Below are 18,499 nucleotides of genomic sequence, written 5' to 3'. Positions count from 1 at the left end.
AAAAACGTCATGCGGTGGCGCTTTCGCGCCGCAGTTGACTTGTCCGGCGGAGTGATTATCTCGGCTGCGACTCCTCAGGTGACAAATGGCCAAGCTGACTTACATCGCCAATGACGGTACTCAATTCGACGTGCAGGCCGAGAACGGCTCGACCGTCATGGAAAACGCGATCCGCAACGCGGTGCCCGGCATCGAGGCCGAATGCGGCGGCGCCTGCGCCTGCGCGACCTGTCATGTCTATGTCGACGAGGCCTGGACGGGCGAGGTCGGCGAGCCGGAAGCGATGGAGGAGGACATGCTGGACTTCGCCTACGACGTCCGGCCCAACTCGCGCCTGTCCTGCCAGATCAAGGTGCGCGACGCGCTCGACGGTCTGGTCGTGCGCGTTCCCGAACGCCAGGGCTGAACCAAGTCTCCATTTCCAATTTTGCCGTGGCTGCTTGGCAGCGAGCCAATGCTCATGCACTGTCGCCAGCATTCCCAAAATGGGGGAGCTGATGACGGACACGATCAAGACGGACGTACTCATTGTCGGGGCAGGGCCGGTCGGCCTATTCGCCGTGTTCGAGCTCGGGCTCTTCGACATGAAGTGCCATCTCATCGACATCCTCGACCGTCCCGGCGGGCAATGCGCCGAGCTCTATCCGGAAAAGCCGATCTACGACATTCCCGGCTGGCCGATGATCACTGCCCAGGGTCTGGTCGACAAGCTGCTCGAACAGATCCATCCCTTCAAGCCGGACTTCACTTTCAACCGGATGGTCTCAAGCCTCGAAAAGCTCGAGGACGGCAGCTTCCGCGTCACCACGGACGAGGCTGAGGTGTTCGAAGCCAAGGTGGTGGTGATCGCCGCGGGCGGCGGCTCGTTCCAGCCCAAGCGACCGCCCATCCCGGGCATCGAGAGCTACGAGGGCAAGAGCGTGTTCTATTCGGTCCGGCGCATGGAAGATTTCCGCGGCCACGATCTCGTCATCGTCGGCGGCGGCGATTCGGCGCTCGACTGGACGCTCAACCTGCAGCCGATCGCCAGAAGCGTGACGCTTGTCCACCGGCGTCCGGAATTCCGGGCTGCGCCCGACAGCGTCAACAAGATGTATGCCATGCAGGAGATGAAAGAGCTGGAATTCCTGGTCGGTCAGGTGAGCGGGCTCGCGGGCGCCGACGGCCAGCTCTCGTCCGCCACCATCAAGGGTGGCCCCGATGGCGATATCGAGGTGCCATGCACCCGCATGCTGCCGTTCTTCGGCCTCACCATGAAACTCGGGCCGATCGCCGAATGGGGGCTGAACCTGCATGAGAACCTCATCCCGGTCGACACCGAGAAATTCCAGACGTCGGTTCCCGGCATCTTCGCCATCGGCGACATCAACTGGTATCCGGGCAAGCTGAAGCTGATCCTCTCAGGTTTCCATGAGGTCGCCCTGATGGCGCAGGCTGCAAAACGCATCGTCAGCCCGGGCGAGCGCATCGTCTTCCAGTACACGACCTCGTCGACCAGCCTGCAAAAGAAGCTCGGCGTCCATGATTGACGTGATCATTCGGCGAGCACGGGCGCTGCGTGCTCGTCCTTCCCGCGCAGCGGCTTTTCCGGCATCAGCGCCAGCGCGATCAAGGCCAGAACAAGAGTGATGCCGGCGGTGAGGAAGATCATCACGAACGGCATTGCCGATGTCAGCTCGATATGCGTCTGCGAGCCCTCGGCGGCGAGCGGCAGGCCGTAGCCGAGCGCGACGGCGCCGAGCAGGGCGACGCCAAGCGCGCCGCCCAGTGTGCGCAGGAAGGTCAGGACGCCGGTCGCGACACCGAGATGGGCGCGATCGACCGCGTTCTGGACCGAGACGGTGCTGACCGGGAAGGTCGTGCCACTGCCGAGGCCAATGAGGGTCGTCAGGATTTCGACTTCGAGCAGCGAGGCGTGTGTCGCAATGGCACTCAGCACCCCGATGCACACGATCGCCAAACTGACGCCGACCATGGCAATGCGCTTGTAGTGGACGAAGCGCGGGATCATGCGGCCGCTGAAGGTGGCACCGGCAACGGTGCCGAGCAGCAGACCCAGCATGGCGATGCCGGATTCGCTGACCGAGAGCCCGACGACCGATTGCAGATAGACCGGCAGGTAAACCGACGCCCCGATATTTGCCGCCTGCAGCAGGAACATCGACAACGTGCCGGCGAGCACGATCCGGTTACCCAGCACTTCGAGCGAGATCAAAGGCTCACTGGCCCTCAGCAGCCGCAGCGCGAACAATGCCCAGAACGCGGCCGAGCAGGCCACCAGCCCAAGGATTTCCGGCGAGAACCACGGATAGGTGCTGCCACCCCAGTTGAGCGCCAGAAGCAGCAGCGCCGTGGCGATCACCAAGAGCACTGCGCCCAGCCCGTCGATGCGGTGATGTTTGGCCGCGATCGGCAACTTCTTCAGCGGATTGTTGATGATGGCCATCGCCAGGAAGCCGATCGGCAGGTTGATCCAGAAGATCAACGACCAGTGGAGATGCTCTGCGAAGACACCGCCAAGCAGCGGGCCGGCGACGCTGGCGACCGCCCAGGTGCCGGAGATCCATGCGGCGTAGCGGGCCCGCTCGCGTGGCGGCACCAGATCGCCGATGACGGTTTGCGTCAGCGCGAAAAGGCCGCCGCCGCCGGCCCCCTGGATCGCCCGGCCGATGACCAGCACCAGCATGTTGGGGGCCAGGGCGCTGACCAGCGATCCCAAAAGAAAGATCAGGATGGCGGCGTAGATGACCGGCCGGCGGCCGTAGACGTCGGAAATCTTGCCGTAGAGCGGCGCCATCGCGGTGGCCGTCAGCAGATAGCCGGTCACGATCCAGGGCAGGTATTCGGCGTGGCCGAGCGCGCGCGCGATGGTCGGCAACGCAGGCGACACAATGGTCTGGTCAAGCGCGGCCAGAAGCATCGACAAGAGCACGCCGCCGATGATGGCGTTTTTCTCGCTCTCGCTGATCGACGGCGAGGCCATTGTCCTCATCGTCGTGCGATTGTCGACGGTCTGGTCCATGCGTCACTCTTTCAAGGTCGGTGCGCCGTCGGCAAGAAGCAGCCGGTGCGGGGCGTCCTGCGCCCGTCATTCGTATCTCGGTTTCCACAGTCCGCCGGACGGCGAACCCGATATATGTCGGTCGATATAGGCCGTTTTCGACCGGTGCTCGAAAGTTTTTGGAATCTGGCACCATTGTTTCGGCAGTATTGGCTTTCGCCGGCACCACCGCTCCAATGGTCAAGCCGGTGGCAACCGTCCGCTTTGGGTGCGCTGCATCCGGTAGCGCAGGAGCCGGATGATTCGGCTCTCGAAATTGACGCTTTCGACGCGGTCGAACTGCACCTGGGCGCGATCGTGCTTGGCGAGGATGGCGGCCGAGATCTGGGCGGCCTGGGCCTTCGCGGCTTCGCAGGTCCTTTGCGGATAAGTCGCCTTCAGCGCGTCCTCGAGTTCGCGCGCATGGTTCTTGGCGATCTCGACATGGCGCTCTTCGTGGCGCTTGATGTCGGCCGACAGCGTATCCCAGAACAGCCTGACCTGCGGATCCGCCTTGCGCGGGCGCCGCCATTCCGGGAGGATCACCTTGACCTTCACGGTCACCTGCGCGTTCGCGATCCGGCATGAATTTGCGGTTTGCGCGTAGCTGACGCGGGTGGTGAAAGCCATCTGCGTTGCGCCTGGATGCCGGGAGCCGGTGCTCTTCACTTCCGGTCCGTTTTTCGTCAGCTGTTTTTCGATGTCGTCCAGCGTGCGGCCGCCGACGCTGAAATAGCTGTAGGTCTTCACCAGATTTGCCGCGGCGGCCGGCGTGGCGGCCAGCGTGAGCATGAGGGCGCAGAGCAGGGAACGGTTCATCATGTTGCCTCTTCACGCACCTTGCTTTACGGCCGTTGCCGGCGCAACGAAATTGATTTCGCGCGGATCACGCATGGTTGATGGACAATGACGACAAGGCGGTGGCAGCTCGCGCATGGACGCCATCTCGACCTCGGCCCCAAGTCGGTCGTGGTCGGCATCCTCAACGTCACGCCGGACAGTTTTTCTGACGGGGGATTGTTCATCGCGCCGGAGAAGGCGATAGCCCAGGCGCGCCGCATGGCGGAAGAGGGCGCGGCCATCATCGACATCGGCGGGGAATCGACGCGGCCCGGTTTTGCCCCGATCAGCGCCGAAGAAGAGCAGACGCGGGTGCTGCCGGTCATCGAGGCGCTCGCGGCATCGGGCGAGGCGCTGATTTCGGTCGACACCTATCGCGAGGACACCGCGCGGCGGGCCGTCGCTGCGGGGGCGCATATCGTCAACGATGTCTGGGGACTGCAGCGCGAGCCCGGCATCGCGAGAGTCGCGGCCGAGACCGGCGCCGGCCTCATTATTATGCATACCGGCCGTGAACGCCAGAAGCTGCCGGACGTGATCGAGGACCAGCTTCTGTTCCTCAGCAAATCGCTGGAGATCGCGCGCGCCAGCAATGTTGCCGAGGACCAGATCGTGCTCGACGCCGGTTTCGGCTTTGCCAAGGAAACGACGGAGGAAAATCTCGATCTGATGGCGCGGTTCTCCGAGCTTCAGGCGCTCGGCTTTCCGCTGATGGCGGGAACGTCGCGAAAGCGTTTTATCGGCGGCGTCACCGGGCGCGAGCCCGCTGAGCGCGCTGTCGGCACGGCGGCCACGAGCGTCATTCTAAGGCTCAAGGGAGCCGATCTTTTTCGCGTCCACGATGTCGCAATCAACGTGGATGCGCTAGCGATGGCCGATGCTATGCTGGCGCGAGAAAAACTTTCTCCCGGACGCTGACGATGTATGTCATCCGCATGAAGAACTGCGCCTTCTTTGCCCGGCACGGCGTGCTGGACGAGGAGGAGACGCTCGGTCAGCGTTTTTATGTCGACGCCGAACTCACCGTCGAGCCCAGCCGGCCGCTGGAGGACGATTCGATCGAGGATACCGTCAATTACGGCATCGCCTTCGCGGTCATCGAGAAGATCGTCACCGGGCACCGGCGTTTCCTGATCGAGGCGCTGGCGCTGGAAGTGGCGAAAGCGCTGGCGGCGCGCTTTCCACAGATCAGGAAAGCGGAAATTACCGTGCGCAAGCCGAACGCCCCGGTTCCGGGCGTGCTCGATCATGTCGAGGTGACAGTTGTCTGGCCTCAATAGCGCCGTCTACCTTAGCCTCGGCGGCAATCTCGGCGATCCGGCGAAATCCATGGCCGCGGCGCTGCGCATGCTGGACGGCGACGACAAGACGCGCGTCACCGCTGTTTCCTCACTCTACCGGACGCCGCCGTGGGGCAAGCTCGACCAGCCGGATTTTCTCAATGCCTCCGCCGGGATCGAAACGGCGCTCTCGCCACGCGGCCTGCTCGATCTCTGCCTGGACGTCGAGAGGCGCCTGAAGCGGGTGCGCGAGGAACGTTGGGGGCCGCGCCTGATCGACATCGACATTCTGGTGTTCGGTGACCGGGTGATCCACGAGACGGGTCTTGAGGTTCCCCATCCGCGCATGCTGGAGCGGGCCTTCGTGCTGGCGCCGCTGGCCGAGATCGCGCCCGACCTTGTGGTCGGCAACAAAAGCGTGTCGGAGCGGCTCGGCGCCGTCGATATTTCGGGGATCGAGCGGCTGCCGTCCGGCCGGGAGTGGTGGCTCGCTTAGATTAGCCGAGGGTGGGATTGGTTGGAGGAAAACGGATCTTGGCCGTGGCGATCATCCATTCAACCACTTCCACGGACACTTCAGACTCAAACAGGGTCACGGTCATCTTCCTATCGAAATCCGAAAAGAAAATCTGGCCCACAATGTGCCCGTGTTGGTCGGCGAGTTCCAGATACATGCCATCGCGTTGGACGTCGCTTCCGATCGTGGCTTCGTAGGTCCGCCCTGCTAGCTCGATCATGTGTTGATTATCCGCAGTTTGCCTGTTCAGCCGGAGAAACCGCCGCCCTCGAGAAACGTCTTTTCCTCTGGCGTCGTCTCGCGGCCGAGCATTTTGTTGCGGTGCGGAAAGCGCCCGAAGCGCTGGATGATCTCCAGGTGCTCCTTGGCGTATTTGAGATAATCCGGCGCCCTCGCCGCTGTGAGTTCGAGCGAGCGTTCCTGATCCGCGAGCGACTCCGAATGCTCGAAGGGGAGATAGAGGAAGACACGAAGCGCTTCTTCGAGCTCAAGATCCTGACCGGCTGCGATCGCCCGATCGGCGAAATGCCTGGCCAGCGGATCGGTCGCGTACATATGTCCGGTGCCGCGGAAGCAGTTGCGCGGAAACTGGTCGAGCAGGATCATCAGCGCCAGCGATCCTTCGGCATGCTCACTCCAGTCGTCGCATTCGCGCCGGGCGGCGGCGTGGTGCAGCTCGAGGAAGCAGTCGCGGAAACCCGAGTCGAACGCGTCGTTCTTCTCGAACCAGGCGTCCTCGCCGGCATCGCGCCAGAATTTGGTGACGGCAAGCGCCCGCGGGTCGAGTTCTGCCATGCGTTGCTCCTCAGCTCTTCGTCTCTGCCTTGTTCAGCACGCCGGCCGTCTCTTCGTTCAGCGCCCGGCCGGCGCGGCGCGGCTGCGCGAGCGGGGTCGGGATCGGCGTGCCGATGTTGCCTTTGAGAAAGCGCTGGCCGGCGCGGATACCTTCGGCGAGCTGTGTCTCGATGCGAGCTGTGTCGCGGCGGCGGACGTCCTCGATCACCTCGGCTACCTCTTCCGGATCGACGCCCAGCGCTTCCAGGGCCGAGCCGCCGAAGACCAGCGCCGATTCAAAGGTCTCGCGCAACTGATAGTCGACGCCGGCGCGGATGAGTTGCAGCGCGGTGCCGCGGTCGAAGGCACGCGCCAGGATAGTGACCAGCGGGAATTCGGCCTTGATCAATTGCGCGATGCGCACGGCCACGTCCGGTTTGTCGACGCAGATCAGCACGGCGCGCGCGCGGCCAGCGCCCGCCGCACGCAGGATGTCGAGCCGCGTGCCGTCGCCGTAATAGACCTTGAAGCCGAAATCGGCCGCCGCCTGGATCATCTCGACCTCATTGTCGATGATCGAGACGTCGAGGCCGCGCAAAAGCAGCGGCTGGCTGGCGATCTGGCCGAAGCGGCCGAAGCCGATGATCAGCACGCTGCCGGTTAGCCCGTCGGCGATGTCGACGCCTTCCAGCGATTGCTCGTCGCGCGGGGTGAGGTAGCGCAGTGCCAAGATAGCCACGGGCGTCAGCACCATGGAGATGATGACGATTGCGGTCAGCGTGGAATTGGCCTGGCCGTCGATGATGCCGACGACGGCGGCCGAGGAATAGAGCACAAAGGCGAATTCGCCGCCCTGCGCCATGAAGACGGCGCGCTCGAGCGCCTCGCGATGGCCGCTCTTGAGCATACGCGCGACCAGATAGATGCCGAGCCCCTTCATGACCATATAGGCGACGACATAAATGGCGACCAGGCGCCAGTTCTGGGCGACGAGTTCAAGGTCGAGCGACATGCCGACGGCAAGAAAGAACAGGCCGAGCAGGATGCCGCGAAACGGCTCGATATCGGCTTCGAGCTGGTGGCGGAAGGTCGATTCGGAGAGCAGCACGCCGGCGAGGAACGCACCCATCGCCATCGACAAACCGGAAAGCTGCATGGCTAGCGCCGACCCAAGCACCACCAGCAGGGCGGCGGCCGTCATCACTTCGCGGGCGCGGGCATCGGCTAGGATGCGGAAGAGCGGGTTGAGCAGATAGCGACCGGCCACGACGAGGCCGATGATCGCCGCGATCCCGATCCCCACTTCGGTCAAGCGCTCAGACAGGCTGGTCTCCGCGCCCCCCGGCGCCAGGAACGCCACCAGCGCCAAAAGCGGCACGATCATCAGGTCTTCGAGCAGAAGGATCGAGACGATGCGCTGCCCCTTGGGCGCGGCGATCTCGCCGCGCTCCTCGAGCAGTTGCATGACGATCGCGGTCGAGGTCAGCACAAAGCCGGCGCCGGCGACGAAGGATTGCGCGATCGGAAAGCCTCCGGCCAGGCCGACGAGCGTCAACAGAACGGCGCAGACGCCAACCTGCAGCGCGCCGAGACCAAAGATTTCCCGGCGCAGGCCCCAGAGCCGCGACGGCTGCATTTCCAGGCCGATGATGAACAGGAACATGACGACGCCAAGCTCGGCGACGTGAAGGATGGCTTCCGATTCGGAAAAAATGCGGAGGCCGAACGGCCCGATGACCACACCGGCAGCGAGATAGCCGAGGATGGAGCCCAGCCCGATGCGCTTGAAGATCGGCACGGCGATCACGCCGGCAGCGAGCAGCGCCACTACCTGTACGAGATCGCTGCCCGATGCTTCAGCCGCCATGACTGCCGTCCTTTCGTTTCAGCACTCCTTGCATGCAGCGGGAGTGCGAGGCAAGGGCAGGGGGCCTGGCAGGAAGAGCAGGGGTGTCGGCCCGAAAACGAGCGTGTGCCGTCAGACAAACTCGCGCTGCAGCTTCGTACACAAGTTTACGCAGCCCGGTCGTTGCGCGCCGCCACAATCAAAGGTTAAGGCCGGTAGGCTTTGGCTATGGAGCTTCAGCCATTGGAGGGCAGCGGCGATGGGCCGCTGCCTTTTTTTGAGGAGATGACTGACATGAAGAAGTTTTTGCTCGTTGCCGTTGGCGTTGCGGCGCTGGCCGTTTCGGCCTGTTCGAAGGGACCGGAGTGCACACAGGAGATCGCCGCCAAGAAGGCGCAGGACATGGCTGCCGCGCTTCAGGAAGCAATCACCAAGGATCCAAGCAAGGCGGCTGATCTGACGGCCAAGGTGCAGGCCGTGACGACGAAATATCAGAATGCCACGACGCTGGACGAAGCCTGCAAGGCATATGACGAAGTGACTGCCGCCATCAAGGGTTGAGCCAAGTCAAACGAAAGAAGGCGGTGGCCATTGGCTGCCGCCTTTTGTCTTCCTCGATCGCGCTTTGCTCAGTTCTTCGCGATCGAGCCGACTTCGACCGTGTCGACCCGCTTTAGGCTCATGCCGATGACCGGCACCAGTTGCTTGTCGACGCGCACGGCGACCGTCACGGTCATCGAATTGTCGTCGGGGACGCGCGCCTGCATGACGCCGTTCAACTGGTTGCGGTTAATGGTGAAGACGACCTTCTGGGGATCGACGACATTGCCGCCGACAATGTCCATGCCGTTGCCGGTCGAGCCGCCCATGAAAGTGCCTTTGTAACCATCCCGGCCCCGACGTTCGACCGTCGCCGACATCTTCTGGGTGAAAACGCCGACCCGGCAGTCGCCGTCCAGCGTCATGCCGACCTTGCCGTCCGGCGTGGAACCGTTGAAATTGCAGGTGAATTTCGTGCCCTTGTATTTGCCGGCGATGATTTCGCCAGGGCCGACCCATTTGCCTTCGACCGAGCGGAAAAACTGCTTGTCAGCCTCTGCTCCAAAGGCCCTTTCGACGAGGCCGAGCGGTACGGCGGCCGCAACCGTTGCGGTCATGACGCAGGACAAGATTACGCTTCTCATTGACAACACCCGGCACGAACGAGTCTGCTGTTGGAACCAGAGTGACCATGAAGAAGATTGGTTAATGCTTCGTCACTGGCGACCGTTTCTGCATTTACCTTACTGCTCGCTTTGGCCATCCTTTCGCGACGCGAACGAGGTCAATGCCGAGAGGAAATCGCCTAGCCCCGGTCGCTTTACCGCAATGAACGGCAGCGGGCGCGTCGTTTCCATCGCCGCGATGCCGATGCGCGCCGTCATCATGCCGTTGACGACGCCTTCACCAAGCTTTGCCGAGAGCTTCGCGGCAAGGCCGTGGCCGACGATCTGCTGCATGAAACTGTCGCCGACGGCGATCGAGCCGGTCACCGCGAGATGGGCGAGCACACCGCGCGCCAGGCGGAAGAAGCCCAGCGTACCGGGACGGCCGCCATAAAGTTCCGACAGGCGCCGGATCAACCTGCCGGCTTCGAACACGACATAGGCGACGTCGACCAACGCGCGCGGGCTGACCGCCGTCACCAGCGAGACCCTCTTCGCGGCCTCCAGGATCATCATCTTGGCGCGGGCATCGAGCGGCGACAGGATCTCGGTTTCGGCGAGCCGCACCAGATTGGCGCCATCGATGATCTCGCCGCGCAATTCGGCGAGCGAGCGGCGGCCGGCCGCGGTCTCCGGTTTAGCTGCGACAAAGGCGGAAAGCTCGTCGACCAAAGCGCGCGCGGCCTTGGGGTCGTCGCGCGCAACCGCATCCACGGCCCGTCGCTGTAGTTTCTCGACCTCAGCGAGGCGTGCGATGGCGAGGAACTCGCGGATCAGGACGATAAGCAGCGACAAAAGCGCGATGGCCGCCATGCCGGCCGCCAGCCAGCCCAGCCATTCGGCGCGCGCGAAAAGGTCACGGATGAGCTGATCCATCCACAAGCCGACCGCGAGCGAGACAAGCACGCCGAAAGCTCCGAAAAACAGGCGTGCCAGCAGTGAGCGCCTCCTTGGAGCGGTAGCCGGTGGCGGCGGGGCCTGCTCGATATCCGGCTGGTCGAAAACGTCGATCTCCGAGGGAATGACGACGGCGACATCGGCCCTGGCGGCGCGTGGCCTGCGCACGGGCTGTTCGGCGCCACGCTTCTGCGGCGCCTCGTGCCTTGGCGCGGACTCGGGCTCGATGCGGAAGGCCGCCGGTTTGCGGGGCGGATTCATGCCAGACGATCTCCGATCAGGAACTGAAGCGCGCGGTCGAGGCGAATATGCGGCAAAGACAGCGTGACGCCTTCGGCCGTCCGCTCGAGCTTCGGCGGACGAAAGCGCACGAAACGGATCGCCGGTTCATTGTTTTCCGCCTGCTGCCCGGAAGCGTCGAACACGGGATCGACCTTTTCCGGCAAGTCACCGGGAAATATGGCTGTTTCGGCTTTGCCGTCGAATATCTCGCCGTTGATCTTCTCGCCTCTCAAGGGCGTGCCGATGATCACCGGCAATGTCTCGCGGCCTTGCTTCACGGTGCCCTCGCGGGTCGAGCGCACCGCCGCCATGGCGACCACATCGACATCGGCGCCGCTGAAATTGGCCCGCGCCACCGCCCGATCGGCCAGGCGGCGCACGATCGCCTGCAGCCGGTCATGGCTTTCGTGGTGCAACTGGTCAGCTTTGGTCGCCGCCACCAGGATGCGGTCAATGCGCCTCGAAAACAGGTCGGTGACGAAATTGCCCCGCCCGGGTCGGAAGCAGGAGAGGATTTCGGTGACGGCCCGTTCGAGGTCGGCCATGGCGGCCGGGCCGGCGTTGAGCGCCTGCATGGCGTCTATCAGCACGATCTGGCGGTCGAGACGGGTGATATGCTCGCGAAAGAACGGTTTTACGACATGCGTCTTGTAGGCCTCGTAGCGGCGCTCCATCATCGCCTGCAGCGATCCGGGGCGGCGCCGTTCGGACAATTTCATCAGCGGCGCGAAGGTCAGCGCCGGCGAGCCTTCGAGATCGCCCGGCATCAGGAAACGACCCGGCGGCAGCGTCGACAGCGCACGTTCGTCGAGCTTGCAAGCCTTGAGATAGGCGGCGAAGCTTTCGGCGAGACGGCGCGCCGTCATCTCGTCCGCGTCGGCGTCCGGATCGAGCGAGGAGGCCAGCTCCTGCCACGCCTGTGACAGGTCGGAGCGGACCGGCAGGGCGGCCAACTCCACCGCCTCGCGCGAAAAATCGGCGAAAGATTTACCGAGCAGCGGCAGGTCAAGCAGCCATTCGCCGGGATAATCGACGATGTCGATCGACAGCTTTCCGGCCGAAAACAGCCGGTTCCAGCCGGAGGCCGACTCGTATTCGATGGTCAGCCTCAGTTCTGAAATGGCGCGCGTCGAATCCGGCCAGACACGGTCGTCGACCAGGGCCGCGACATGGTCCTCGTACTGGAAGCGCGGGACGGCGTCGTCCGGCTGCTCCTCGAGCAAGGCGCGGGCGATGCGGCCCGATTTTTGCGCTTCGAACAGCGGCAGCCGCCCGCCATGGATAAGGTTATGCACGAGAGCGGAAATGAACACCGTCTTGCCGGCGCGGGAGAGGCCGGTGACGCCCAGTCGCAGGGATGGGGAGAAGAGCCCGGCGGCCCGGCCCGACAACGTGTCGAGCGCAATCCTCGCCTCGTCGGTGAAAGTGGTCAGCGATGATGCCAAATCTGCCTCTGGGTCGCCCGTCAGGGCCCGATATAGGCCTTGGGCAAGGCGTTTGAAATGGTGTCAGAGATCGGCGGGACTGAGAAAGGCCTCGAGATAACCAAGGCCTTGGCCTGCTTCACCGAGATTGCCGGGAAAACGCACGACGGCGAGTCCGGAAGTAGGAAAGCCGTGGTTGAGCATGCCTCGCGCGGTCTCATCGCCTTCGCCCGACACCGCCATGGCTAGGTCCTCGGTCATCGGATTGTGGCCGATCACCAGCAATGAGCCGGCCCCGCTGTTCTTACGAATGATTTCGAGGTAACCGGCGGCATCTTCGCTGTAGAGTGTGTCGAAGAACAGCACCCGGCCGGTGTCGGTGCGGCCCGCAAGGCCTTCCAGGGTCTGCCGTGCTCGCTTGGCGTTGGAGCAGAGAGTGACATCCGGCACGTAGTCGCGGGCCCGCATGGCGTCACCCATCGCCTCAGCGTCGGCCATGCCCGATTCGTCGAGCGGACGATCGAAGTCACGAACGCCGGGCAGCGCCCATCCGGCCTTGGCATGCCTCAACAGATAAAGTCTGCTCAACCGGCTCCCCCTTTATGTTGAATACGCTGAGCGTTTTGGCGATTAGTCACCAGAACGGTGTCGTGCACAATGGCATAGGACGCGCAACCGCGCCGAATCGCTGATGATTTCGATCTCGACCGTTGAGAAATGGCCGCCGCGAATGCCTGCTGCTGCGAAGACTAACAAATGCGTGAAACTGTTATTGTTTCCGCTTGTGCAGCCCCTTGTCCGCGAATATATAGGCGCCAAATTTGGGGTTGTTGGGTGAGTCGAATGAACGACATCGTTACCGCCGATTACGTACCCTCCGAAGACGAGCCGTTCATGAACGAACGGCAGAAATCATACTTCCGCCAGAAGCTTATCACATGGAAGAATGACATCCTTCGCGAAGCGCGTGAAACACTCGAAATCCTCCAGCAAGAAAACGCCAACCATCCCGACCTAGCCGACCGCGCCTCTTCCGAAACCGACCGAGCCATCGAACTGCGCGCCCGCGATCGCCAGCGCAAGCTCATCTCGAAAATCGACTCCGCGCTGCAGCGCATCGACGAAGGCACCTATGGCTATTGCGAGGAAACCGGCGAGCCGATCGCGCTGAAGCGGCTCGACGCCCGCCCGATCGCGACGCTGTCGATCGAGGCGCAGGAGCGCCACGAACGCCGCGAGAAGGTCTACCGCGACGACTGACGCGGGTTGGGACAGACGCAGGTTTTGCGAAAATGGCCGGATCTTTCCGGCCATTTTCTTTTTTGAGCGGCAATCGTTTGGGGGTCAGCGTTTGTGGCTGGCCAGCTCGCCGAGAAGCTTGGTCATCTCGTCATCGAGCGAGGGCTTCGCCGCCGGCTTGCTTGCCGGTTTGGAATGGGACTCCTCCAACGATGCCTCGAGCTCGTGCATCAGTGTGTCGTCGATCGAGTCGTTGGAGGGCTGCGGCGGGGCCTGCCGGCCAGTGCCATTCGTCCCATACGCAGGGAGCGGCATGACTTTCGCGGCCGGGGGAGGCGGTACCAGCGGCTTTGCCGGAGGGGGCGCCGCGCGCGGGCGCGACACGGGCTCGCTCACGGGAGCCGGCGCCGGTGCGGTCGGCTGCCGGGCCGCGGCGGGTGCGGGCTGAGGCGCCCGCGGGCGCGGCGCGGCGGTCTGCTGCTGGCCGCTGTCTCCGGTCAGCGCCGGGCGGCGAGGTGCTGCCAGCCTTATGTCGCGCTCGACCACGACATCAGTCGGGCCGCCGATCAGGATGAGGTGTTCGATATCGTCGCGCCGCACCAGCACCAGCCGGCGGTGGCTGTCGACAGCGGTGGCGTCCATGACGGCGAGCCGTGTCTTGCGATTCCGGCCTCCGGCAACGAAGGTGCCGAAAGTCAGGTTGCGGACTACCTTGATGACGAGCAGGACCACGACCAGCAGAACAAGGGCCGCGAACGTCCATAGAATTGCAGCGACGTAACCCGGCCCCGCTACGCTATCCAGCCACTGCAGCATCGGTGCACCCAATCGCCTTTGAAGTGACGCGACACTAGACCTTAGGGACTAGCCTCCGCAAGGCGACATCACCCATCGTGAACAGTTTGAAACATGAATCGTTGATTTTATCGGACATTTGCCGTCCGGGCCTTTTCCGCTACAGGAGAATGTGATTCAACCGGCCGTTCGCGGGTGTCGGGGTATCGGAATCACGAGCAGGGGGCACATGGCCAAGGAAACGCGCGGCGATTTCTATCCGGTACCGATCGTCGACCAAAACACGCGTCCGGGCGCCATCGCCAGGCTCATCATCTTCATCGTCGTTTTGACCGGCGCGGCGGTCGTCTTCGGGTTGTTCCGCGAGCGCCTCGGCGATCCGTTCCTGCTCGGCATGCTTGGCGTGCTCGCCATGATCGGCGTCGGCTTTCTGTTCGCGACGGCGATCGGCTTCGTGCAGATCGCGCCGCGTTCAACCGGAGACGAGCTGTCCAAAGCGTTCGTCGATTCAATGTCGCAAGGCCTCCTGGTCACCGACACCAAGGGTCGCGTAATCTACGCCAACCGGGCCTATGCCGAGATGACGGGTGCCGCTTCGGCGGCCGACCTCAAGACGGTCGAGGGGCTGCTTTCGGACGTCCCCGAGGCTTCAATGACCATCTACCGGCTGGCGTCCGGCCTGCGCGACGGCCAGGCCGGCGACGGTGAATTCCGCCTGGCGCAATCGATCAAGCCTGGGGCCGAGCCGGGCGCGCGCTGGTACCGCGTCCGCGCCCGCGCCTTCAATGTGCCGGGCCAGCGGCTGCCGATGCTTGCCTGGCAGATCGCAGACATCTCGCAGGAGCGGGCGGAACAGGAGCGTTTCTTCCTCGACCTGCAAAAGGCGATAGACCATCTCGACCACGCGCCCGCAGGCTTCTTCTCGGCCGACCAGGAAGGCCGCGTTACTTATATCAATGCGACGCTTGCCGAATGGCTGGGCATCGACCTTGCCAGCTTCACCCCGGGCGCGGTCACGCTGCCGGAGATCGTCGCCGGCGACGGTATGGCGCTCGTCCGCTCGGTCAAGGCTGATCCCGGCGCCACGCGCAACGCCGTCATCGACCTTGATCTGACGACAATGAGCGGCCAGGCACTGCCGGTCCGCTTCATGCACCGCGTTTCGGCAAGCCGCGAAGGAGTGAACGGGCCGACGCGCACCATCGTGCTCAACCGCACCCAGGGAGAGGACGCGTCCGCCGACCTGCGCGCCTCGGAGGTGCGCTTCACGCGTTTCTTCAACTCGACGCCGATGGCGATAGCCGGCGTCGATGCCGGCGGGCGCATCCTGCGCACCAATGCGCCGTTCCTGTCGCTGTTTTCGTCCGTCGTCGACCGAGACGCTGTCGACCGGCGCGTGCGTTTCGAGAGCGTGGTGCATGAACGCGACCGGCCGGCCTTCGCCGCCGCCTTCGAGAAGGCGCGGCAGCGGCAGGCCAATATCGAGCCGATCGACTCGCTGCTACCCGGGCATGAGGAGCGCCACATCCGCTTCTACGTGAATGCCGTCGCCGACGGCGCCGGTAGCGAGGGTGCGGAGGAATCGGCCATCGTCTACGCCGTCGAGACTACCGAGCAGAAGGCGCTCGAGGGCCAGATGGCGCAGAGCCAGAAGATGCAGGCGGTCGGCCAGCTTGCCGGCGGCATCGCGCACGACTTCAACAACGTGCTCACCGCCATCATCATGGCGTCGGACCTCCTGCTCACCAACCACCGGCCGTCGGACCCGTCCTTCCCCGACATCATGAACATCAAGCAGAACGCCAACCGGGCGGCGTCGCTTGTTAGGCAGTTGCTGGCCTTCTCGCGCAAGCAGACCTTGCGGCCGGAAGTTCTCAACCTGACCGATGTGCTTGCCGATCTGCGCATGCTGCTTGCCCGCCTGGTGGGCAACGATATCAGGCTGAAGATCGACCACGGGCGCGATCTGTGGCCGGTCAAGGTCGACATCGGCCAATTCGAGCAGGTGGTGGTTAATCTCGCCGTCAACGCGCGCGATGCGATGCCCACCGGCGGCGATCTTACCGTGCGCACCCGCAACGTCATGGCCGAGGAGTGCAAATCGTTCCCGTATCGCGAGCTTATCCCGGCCGATTATGTGCTGGTCGAGGTCGAGGACACGGGCAGCGGCATCGCGCCGGAGGTGCTGAGGAAGATATTCGAGCCGTTCTTCACCACAAAGGAGGTCGGCAAGGGAACGGGCCTTGGCCTCTCGATGGTGTATGGCATCATCAAGCAGACCGGCGGCTTCATCTACTGCGATTCCGAAGTCGGCAAGGGCACGGTGTTCCGGATCTTCCTGCCGCGTCACGTGACGGAGGTGAAGAAGGCGAGCGAATCTGCCGACACTGCGGCGACGGCAGCTCCAGCCAAGCCGGCCGACACGGCGAAGGACCTCTCAGGTTCGGCGACCGTGCTTCTGGTCGAGGACGAGGACGCCGTTCGCATGGGCGGCGTGAGGGCGCTGACTTCGCGCGGCTACACCGTTCACGAGGCTTCCTCCGGCGTCGAGGCGCTGGAGGTCTTCGAGGCACTCGGCGGCAAGGTCGACATCGTCGTGTCCGATGTGGTGATGCCGGAAATGGACGGGCCGACGCTGCTCGGCGAATTGCGCAAGCGCCAGCCGGACATAAAATTCGTCTTCGTTTCCGGCTATGCCGAGGACGCCTTTGCCAAAAACCTGCCGGCCGACGCGCATTTCGGCTTCCTGCCCAAACCATTCTCGCTCAAGCAACTGGCGACGATCGTCAAAGACGTGCTGGAATCTTAAAGCGCATCGGTGAAGCAGATCAGGCGACGCGCTTCAGATCATTGCTTGATGGAGGTCGTTTCCCCAAAAGCGCTGCGCCCTTTTAGGCGACATGTCTTAAACAGCTATCGCTTGCACATTGCAGCGAGCCTGCCATGATGGCGATCGGATGGGTCCTGTCATGGGGGTGATAGCGCGTGACGCCGCACATCGAGGCGGGCAGGGGAGATTATGCCGAAACGGTGCTGCTGCCGGGCGACCCCGAGCGCGCGCAGTGGATGGCGCAAACTTTTCTGGAGGCGCCGCGCTGCATCAATCTCCGTCGGGGCGCCCTCGGCTTCACTGGCCGTTTCCGCGGCAAGCCGGTCAGCATCCAGGCAACCGGCATCGGCGTCTCTTCTTTCCTGATCTATGCCCATGAGTTGCTGGACTATCATGGCGTGAAGACGCTGATCCGCACAGGAACATGCGGCGCATTGTCGGACGACGTTCCGCTGCGGGGCTTGGTCGTTTCAAGCGCCGTGCGCGCCGAGGGCCCGATCAGCGGGCAGGTGTTCGGACTTTACCAGCCGGCCGGCCCCGATGAGGCGCTCCATGCGCTGGCGCTGCAGCGGGCCGCCGATCTCGGCATTGCCTGCAGCGCCGGCCTGACCGTCTGCAGCGACATCTTCCATCATCCCGATGGCCGCGCCCGCTTCGACGAGCCCAGGGCGCTCGGCGCGCTGGCGGTCGACATGGAAACCAGCGCGCTCTACCGCATCTCGGCGCAGTTCGGCGCGCGCGCCCTATCGCTGCTGACCGTGGTCGACCACGTCGCCGCCGACGAGCAGACCGAGTATTCCGAACGCCAGGCGCTGTTCACCGACATGACCCGCCTGGCACTGGAAGTCGCGGTCACTGCTTAGGCGGTTTCCGCTTCAACTGCCCCTCGGCTGTCGGCCGGCGACCCGCAGATAAAGCGGCAGGTTGTGCGCAGCATCGAAGCGAAGTTCCTTGTTCGATCAATGTTTCGTGCAGGTGGAGGCGGTAAAGGCGCCGTCCTGCTGCTTCATGATGATGTCGAAGGAGGGACCGCCTGGATCGTCGAGCGTCGCCTGTGTCAGCGAGATCGAGTTGCCGCCGCTCGTATAGCCGCCGAGCGGGCCGAGCCAGCTGATCTCGCCATTGGCGTCCATCTGGTAGTTGTAGGTTCCCGACGTGCCGAAGGTCACTGGCCCGCTATAGACATTGCCCTTGATGGTGATGTCGCCGAGATTGAGGAAGAGGCCGAGCAGATAGACCTCGCAATGATAGACGCCGTCCGGAAGCTTGCCTTCGGCGAAGTCCGCGCGGGCCTTGCCCACGGCCGACGCAAGAAGCAGCAAGCTCAGAAGAATGCGAATCGGGAAGGCCATGCGGTCGCTCATTTCGGCGGCGACCTTGCCCCATTTTGCCGCTGCCCCGCAACTGGCCGGCGAGTGCCAGCAGGGAGACGAGATTAAGCATTGGGCAATTTCATAATTTGGGCAAAATCTAGGCAGAGTTGCGCAACGTTTTCTCAAACCCAGGGTGCTTGATCGGCGTCGTTTTATT

20 protein-coding genes are annotated in these 18,499 nt (G+C 63.6%); 9 read left to right on the top strand and 11 right to left on the bottom strand.

All coding sequences use genetic code 11. From position 1 onward, the window contains the following. The first annotated feature begins 85 nt into the window (after nucleotides 1-85). Nucleotides 86-406 (top strand): 2Fe-2S iron-sulfur cluster-binding protein, encoded by a 321-nt coding sequence (locus CK218_RS11950; protein WP_095780582.1) that lies wholly within the window; start codon nucleotides 86-88, stop codon nucleotides 404-406. A 91-nt stretch (nucleotides 407-497) separates the two neighbouring features. Beyond that, on the top strand, nucleotides 498-1,529 hold the full coding sequence (locus CK218_RS11945; RefSeq protein WP_095827985.1) for an NAD(P)/FAD-dependent oxidoreductase: 1,032 nt from the start codon (nucleotides 498-500) through the stop codon (nucleotides 1,527-1,529). Between the two features lie 5 nt (nucleotides 1,530-1,534). Here CK218_RS11945 and CK218_RS11940 read toward each other — a convergent pair whose 3' ends face one another. Together CK218_RS11940 and CK218_RS11935 are read right to left on the bottom strand one after the other, a co-directional pair. Next, nucleotides 1,535-3,022, bottom strand: a complete 1,488-nt coding sequence (locus CK218_RS11940; RefSeq protein WP_095827811.1) for an MDR family MFS transporter — start codon at nucleotides 3,020-3,022, stop codon at nucleotides 1,535-1,537. Nucleotides 3,023-3,241: 219 nt separating this feature from the next. Then, nucleotides 3,242-3,862 (bottom strand): DUF922 domain-containing protein, encoded by a 621-nt coding sequence (locus CK218_RS11935; RefSeq protein WP_067319718.1) that lies wholly within the window; start codon nucleotides 3,860-3,862, stop codon nucleotides 3,242-3,244. Between the two features lie 84 nt (nucleotides 3,863-3,946). Between CK218_RS11935 and folP the strand changes: the two genes are divergently transcribed. The 3 genes from folP to folK are packed head-to-tail and all read left to right on the top strand — an operon-like array spanning nucleotide 3,947 to nucleotide 5,656. Then, a complete protein-coding gene (gene folP, locus CK218_RS11930; protein ID WP_095825308.1) occupies nucleotides 3,947-4,798 on the top strand; it encodes a dihydropteroate synthase in 852 nt (283 codons plus the stop codon). Nucleotides 4,799-4,800: 2 nt separating this feature from the next. Then, nucleotides 4,801-5,160 carry a dihydroneopterin aldolase gene (gene folB, locus CK218_RS11925; protein ID WP_066992392.1) on the top strand — a complete coding sequence of 120 codons (360 nt, stop codon included), beginning with the start codon at nucleotides 4,801-4,803 and terminating at the stop codon, nucleotides 5,158-5,160. Then, nucleotides 5,144-5,656 (top strand): 2-amino-4-hydroxy-6-hydroxymethyldihydropteridine diphosphokinase, encoded by a 513-nt coding sequence (gene folK, locus CK218_RS11920; protein ID WP_095827810.1) that lies wholly within the window; start codon nucleotides 5,144-5,146, stop codon nucleotides 5,654-5,656. The genes folB and folK overlap by 17 nt, the downstream gene beginning before the upstream one ends. Before the next feature lies 1 nt (nucleotide 5,657). On the opposite strand, the gene CK218_RS11915 is transcribed toward folK, so the two are convergent. Genes CK218_RS11915 through CK218_RS11905 form a run of 3 tightly spaced genes read right to left on the bottom strand, consistent with a single transcriptional unit; the run spans nucleotide 5,658 to nucleotide 8,318 of the window. After that, on the bottom strand, nucleotides 5,658-5,897 hold the full coding sequence (locus tag CK218_RS11915; protein ID WP_095827809.1) for a hypothetical protein: 240 nt from the start codon (nucleotides 5,895-5,897) through the stop codon (nucleotides 5,658-5,660). 26 nt (nucleotides 5,898-5,923) lie between these two features. Further along, nucleotides 5,924-6,472, bottom strand: a complete 549-nt coding sequence (locus CK218_RS11910) for a DUF924 family protein (RefSeq protein WP_095827808.1) — start codon at nucleotides 6,470-6,472, stop codon at nucleotides 5,924-5,926. A 10-nt stretch (nucleotides 6,473-6,482) separates the two neighbouring features. Next, nucleotides 6,483-8,318, bottom strand: a complete 1,836-nt coding sequence (locus tag CK218_RS11905) for a monovalent cation:proton antiporter-2 (CPA2) family protein (protein WP_095827807.1) — start codon at nucleotides 8,316-8,318, stop codon at nucleotides 6,483-6,485. Between the two features lie 222 nt (nucleotides 8,319-8,540). On the opposite strand from CK218_RS11905, the gene CK218_RS11900 reads away from it, so the two are divergent. Continuing rightward, complete coding sequence (locus CK218_RS11900; protein ID WP_245433041.1) at nucleotides 8,541-8,858, top strand: hypothetical protein; 318 nt, start codon at nucleotides 8,541-8,543, stop codon at nucleotides 8,856-8,858. A gap of 68 nt (nucleotides 8,859-8,926) precedes the next feature. Here the strand turns inward: CK218_RS11900 and CK218_RS11895 are convergent, their stop codons facing one another. The 4 genes from CK218_RS11895 to CK218_RS11880 form a co-directional block, all read right to left on the bottom strand. Beyond that, nucleotides 8,927-9,454 (bottom strand): hypothetical protein, encoded by a 528-nt coding sequence (locus tag CK218_RS11895; RefSeq protein WP_245299552.1) that lies wholly within the window; start codon nucleotides 9,452-9,454, stop codon nucleotides 8,927-8,929. A 126-nt stretch (nucleotides 9,455-9,580) separates the two neighbouring features. Next, nucleotides 9,581-10,660 carry a TIGR01620 family protein gene (locus CK218_RS11890; RefSeq protein WP_095827806.1) on the bottom strand — a complete coding sequence of 360 codons (1,080 nt, stop codon included), beginning with the start codon at nucleotides 10,658-10,660 and terminating at the stop codon, nucleotides 9,581-9,583. After that, on the bottom strand, nucleotides 10,657-12,126 hold the full coding sequence (locus tag CK218_RS11885) for a YcjX family protein (protein ID WP_095827805.1): 1,470 nt from the start codon (nucleotides 12,124-12,126) through the stop codon (nucleotides 10,657-10,659). Before CK218_RS11885 ends, CK218_RS11890 begins: the two co-directional genes overlap by 4 nt. Before the next feature lie 63 nt (nucleotides 12,127-12,189). Next, nucleotides 12,190-12,693: a histidine phosphatase family protein gene (locus tag CK218_RS11880; protein ID WP_095827804.1), complete on the bottom strand. Its 504-nt coding sequence runs from the start codon at nucleotides 12,691-12,693 to the stop codon at nucleotides 12,190-12,192. Nucleotides 12,694-12,948: 255 nt separating this feature from the next. On the opposite strand from CK218_RS11880, the gene dksA reads away from it, so the two are divergent. Next, the gene (dksA, locus tag CK218_RS11875; protein WP_040972254.1) at nucleotides 12,949-13,365 is read left to right on the top strand and encodes an RNA polymerase-binding protein DksA; all 417 of its coding nucleotides are present in this window, start codon (nucleotides 12,949-12,951) and stop codon (nucleotides 13,363-13,365) included. A gap of 84 nt (nucleotides 13,366-13,449) precedes the next feature. Here the strand turns inward: dksA and CK218_RS11870 are convergent, their stop codons facing one another. Next, nucleotides 13,450-14,160, bottom strand: coding sequence for a flagellar biosynthetic protein FliO (locus tag CK218_RS11870; protein WP_095827803.1), 711 nt, complete (start codon nucleotides 14,158-14,160; stop codon nucleotides 13,450-13,452). Between the two features lie 208 nt (nucleotides 14,161-14,368). Between CK218_RS11870 and CK218_RS11865 the strand changes: the two genes are divergently transcribed. Together CK218_RS11865 and CK218_RS11860 are read left to right on the top strand one after the other, a co-directional pair. Then, nucleotides 14,369-16,948: a PAS domain-containing sensor histidine kinase gene (locus tag CK218_RS11865; protein ID WP_095827802.1), complete on the top strand. Its 2,580-nt coding sequence runs from the start codon at nucleotides 14,369-14,371 to the stop codon at nucleotides 16,946-16,948. Between the two features lie 176 nt (nucleotides 16,949-17,124). After that, nucleotides 17,125-17,832, top strand: coding sequence for a purine-nucleoside phosphorylase (locus CK218_RS11860; RefSeq protein ID WP_066992426.1), 708 nt, complete (start codon nucleotides 17,125-17,127; stop codon nucleotides 17,830-17,832). A 96-nt stretch (nucleotides 17,833-17,928) separates the two neighbouring features. On the opposite strand, the gene CK218_RS11855 is transcribed toward CK218_RS11860, so the two are convergent. Then, nucleotides 17,929-18,321, bottom strand: a complete 393-nt coding sequence (locus CK218_RS11855; RefSeq protein ID WP_095827984.1) for a hypothetical protein — start codon at nucleotides 18,319-18,321, stop codon at nucleotides 17,929-17,931. Nucleotides 18,322-18,499: the final 178 nt, after the last annotated feature.

This window comes from Mesorhizobium sp. WSM3879, from assembly GCF_002294915.1.
Classification (GTDB): Bacteria; Pseudomonadota; Alphaproteobacteria; order Rhizobiales; family Rhizobiaceae; genus Mesorhizobium.
Note: the sequence above shows the minus strand (reverse complement) of the source record. Positions and strands in the feature narration are given on the sequence as shown.